Below are 3,874 nucleotides of genomic sequence, written 5' to 3'. Positions count from 1 at the left end.
GATTTATACTGGCTTAATATCAATCTCACAAACCGCAGGCTGATAGCTCTTTCGTTCGAGTAATCCTTCCCGGATAAAGGTCAAAAACACTCCCACCCTGAAAAGAAAATGCAACCACTGCAACTGCACCAGATTTTATTGTAGTGATAGAGCATACCTCCGATGAACAAGGCTACCAATAAGGGTCGACAACAAGACTTCAAGGGAAGAGAGGGAAATTGTGGAATACCTACTGTGGATTTTTTCCACATCTCCACACCACAAACACCCGAACTTCCCTTTTTCCCGATAGAAAATAAGCAATTGATTATCAACATTATTCATCCTTAAAAGGATAGTCTGCCTTTCGTTTGGCATACCTCTTGCTAAAATATCCGCCGAAAGGACGTAACATTTATAATAAGATAAATCAATTATTTTTCAGTAGTATGAAAATCAGGATGAGAAAACGGTGTGACATTCCACATTCAGCGTCGCACTTCCAAAAAAGTTTGATTATTGCAAGTTGGTTATTAACATTTCTTTTCACCGGAACAGCCTTTGCACAAGAGAACCGAACCATTACAGGCATTGTAAGAGATGTAACGGGAGAACCGCTTATCGGTGCCAGCGTCATACAGAAAGGCACCAACAACGGCGTCATTACCGATGTGGACGGCAACTTCACACTGACCGTTCCTGCAGATGCAACACTCTCTATCGCTTACATGGGCTATGCTACCCGGGAGATAAACCTGGCAAAACGAAAAAAGCAAGGCGACCTGAAGATTACACTCAGCGAAGATACCCAGCAACTGAAAGAAGTCGTAGTAACAGCAATGGGTATCAAAAAAGACACGAAACGTGTCGGCTATGCCATCAGTACCATCAGTGCAGACGAATTGGTAAAGGCAGGAGCACCCAACTTTGCCTCTGCCATGTACGGTAAAGCACCGGGAGTCCGCATCACACAGACACAAGGCGGTTCTGCCGGAGCTGTCTCCATCAACGTACGCGGACTGACTTCCATCACTGGAAATAACCAGCCACTCATCATTCTGGACGGTGTACCCATCCGCAACGGCGGCACGGGTAAAAGCACGGACTTCGCCGAATTTGGCAACGACGGACAAATCCGTTCCAATGGTCTGGTAGACATCAACCCAGAGGACATCGAGAGCCTCAGTATTCTGAAAGGAGCTTCCGCCACAGCTCTCTACGGCTCGGAGGCTGCAAACGGTGCGGTAGTCATCACTAGCAAGCGCGCCAAAAGCGGCAAGCTGACGGTGGACTTCAATGCCCAAGTCATGGCAAACTTACCGGCTTATCTACCAAAAGTACAGACCGTATACGGGCCGGGAACCTACAACACCGCATACAGCGATTATGAGAAACAGACGGGAGGCTTCTATCAGAGAACCCTAAACGGACAAAGCTACAAAAGCCTCCGTTCCACCACCTTGTCCTTCGGCCCGAAATACGACGGCAGCGAGGTACTTTACTGGGACGGGAAGATGCGCCCCTACCAGGCACTGACCGACAACCCGTGGAAAGAGTTGTTTCGCACCGGCTGGACCCAGACTTACAATCTCGCCATCTCACAAGGGACGGAAACCACCAGCAACCGCTTCTCCTACACATTCATGGACGAGATTCCCAATGCCCTGACCGGAAGCTTCACCAAACACAACTTCAAGCTGACCGGTTCGTATCAACTGGCGAAACCGCTGAAACTGGAATACTCCCTTAACTACATCGTACAGAATGTAGAAGACCGCCCGCAAACCTCGCTCAACCTATACAGCGGTTTCGGCAACATGTTCTCCACCTTCCTGGACATTCCCTATCTGAAACAAAGTTACGTCACCAGTCTGGGATACCGTAATACCTTTGTCGGAGGAAACGCCACGCTGACTCCTGAGGAATCATGGGCCTACGACCCCAGTTACGCCACCGGAGTGAACAACATGCTGTGGAATATGTACCATCACCATAGCGACGAGACAGAGAACCGGCTCATCGGTATGATTCGCCCCACCTGGCAGATAACCAACTGGCTGAGTCTGCGCGCCCAGGTTTCAACTGATATCACAGATGTGAAGCAAACACTGAAATATGAAAGCGAACAACCCAATTCCCTATACGACCCCAACGGTAGCTTCCAGTCCATCAACCGCCGTTACGACATTGTCTATGGAGATGTTATGTTGAACTTCAACTATAATATCAACCGCTTCGACATTGCCGCCACCGTAGGCTGGACCGGACGCTACGAAAATATGAACAATATGAGGGTCTCCACCAATGGCGGGCTTGTCACGGAAAACTGGTTCGACCTCAATGCCAGCCGCTACACGCCAAGCAGTACCCTGCAACGTATGGAACTACTGAAAACCGGATATATGGGTACACTGAGCCTGGGATGGGACAACTATCTATTCCTTGAACTGACCGGACGCCAGGAACGATCGTCTACCCTAAAAGACCAGAGTTTTTTCTATCCTTCCGCTAATCTGAGTTTTCTCTTCACCCAAGCCTTCCACATGCCGTCATGGTGGAACTATGGAAAACTGCGCCTCTCATACGGTATCGTAGGAAATGCTCCTGAAACCTATACCGCCAATATCGTCTACGAGCAAGGTTCGGACAACGGATTCACCTGGAACACCATTCCCTCTTCATGGGGGAATGCAGATATCCGTCCGGAAAAGAAATACGAATACGAGATAGGTCTGGAAAGCAAGTTTTTAAACAACCGGTTGGGTATAGATATATCCTACTACAACAACCGTGTAAAGGACCAGATACTCTCCACGCCGCAACCTTCCACATCAGGCGTAAAGAATGTGTTGATGAATGTGGGTGAGGTAGCCAACCGCGGCTGGGATATATCAATCAGTGCCACTCCCATACTGACCAGAGATTTCCGCTGGGACCTGACAGCCAACTATGGTGTATATAAGAACAAAGTGGTGAAACTGGCCGATGGAGTGCCCTATCTGGAAATACTCAACTCCGGAGGCAGCGGAATAAAAATACAAGCTGTGGAAGGCCAGCCAATGGGTGACATCTATGCACAGGTTCCCCAGGTGAACGAAAACGGTGAGTACCTCGTTTCCGATAAAGGTCTTTACCTCAACCAAACTGAATTGCAGAAAGTCGGCAACATCAATCCGGCAGGCGTAGGAGGTCTATTCAACTCTTTCTCCTACAAGAATGTATTCCTCGATTTCAGTATCGACTTCCGCATCGGAGGGGATGTCATCAACGAAATGAACCAATATGCCACCGCAGTGGGTCTGACACCCGAATCCCTGAAGTACCGTGATACGGAACACGGCGGACTATCCTATTACTATCCGGGCGACAACAATTCCAGCGGAATTCCGGTACAAGTAGACCCTTCCACGGGTGCCGGCCCCAACGGAGAGATAATCTACCACGACGGCATCATTCTTCCGGGTGTAGTGGCCTCCACTGGCGAAAGAAACACACGTATCATTCCGGCAGGCTATTACTACAACACCACCTATAATTGGGGAACGGAGGCCGAACAGCTGACATACCGCCATTCGGTATTCGACAATTCTTATGTCAAACTGCGTGAATTGACCATCGGCTACCAATTTCCCGAAAAGATGATCTCCAAACTGGGACTGGGCCGGCTGAGTGTGTCGGTCTTCGGACGTAATCTCTTCTACTTCTACAAAGCACTGAAAAACTACGATGCGGAGTCGTCCGTCGGAACATCCTGGGCCAACCAGGCTACCGTGGGAAGTTCTACCACAGCTACCCGCAGTTTCGGTGTTTCACTTCGTGCAAGTTTCTGACAAAACAACCATCCAAAAAACAAAAAAGAGTATGAAAAAGACAAAGATATTATCTCTTGTTTCAT

Annotated in this window: 1 protein-coding gene; it reads left to right on the top strand. The window is 48.7% G+C overall.

Features of this window, described 5'->3' with window-relative positions; translation table 11 throughout:
• Positions 1 to 428 precede the first annotated feature (428 nt).
• Complete coding sequence (locus ABUA47_RS23590) at positions 429 to 3,809, top strand: SusC/RagA family TonB-linked outer membrane protein (RefSeq protein WP_035447183.1); 3,381 nt, start codon at positions 429 to 431, stop codon at positions 3,807 to 3,809.
• The last annotated feature ends 65 nt before the right edge of the window (positions 3,810 to 3,874 follow it).

The organism is Bacteroides sp. RTP31139st1_H2_RTP31139_211217 (assembly GCF_040227615.1).
GTDB lineage: Bacteria > Bacteroidota > Bacteroidia > Bacteroidales > Bacteroidaceae > Bacteroides > Bacteroides uniformis.
This window is presented reverse-complemented; position numbering and strand designations above follow the sequence as displayed.

Bases quoted from the DNA above. Each gene is read 5' to 3' on its own strand.
- ABUA47_RS23590 (WP_035447183.1), top strand. From the start codon at position 429: ATGAAAATCAGGATGAGAAAACGGTGTGACATTCCACATTCAGCGTCG.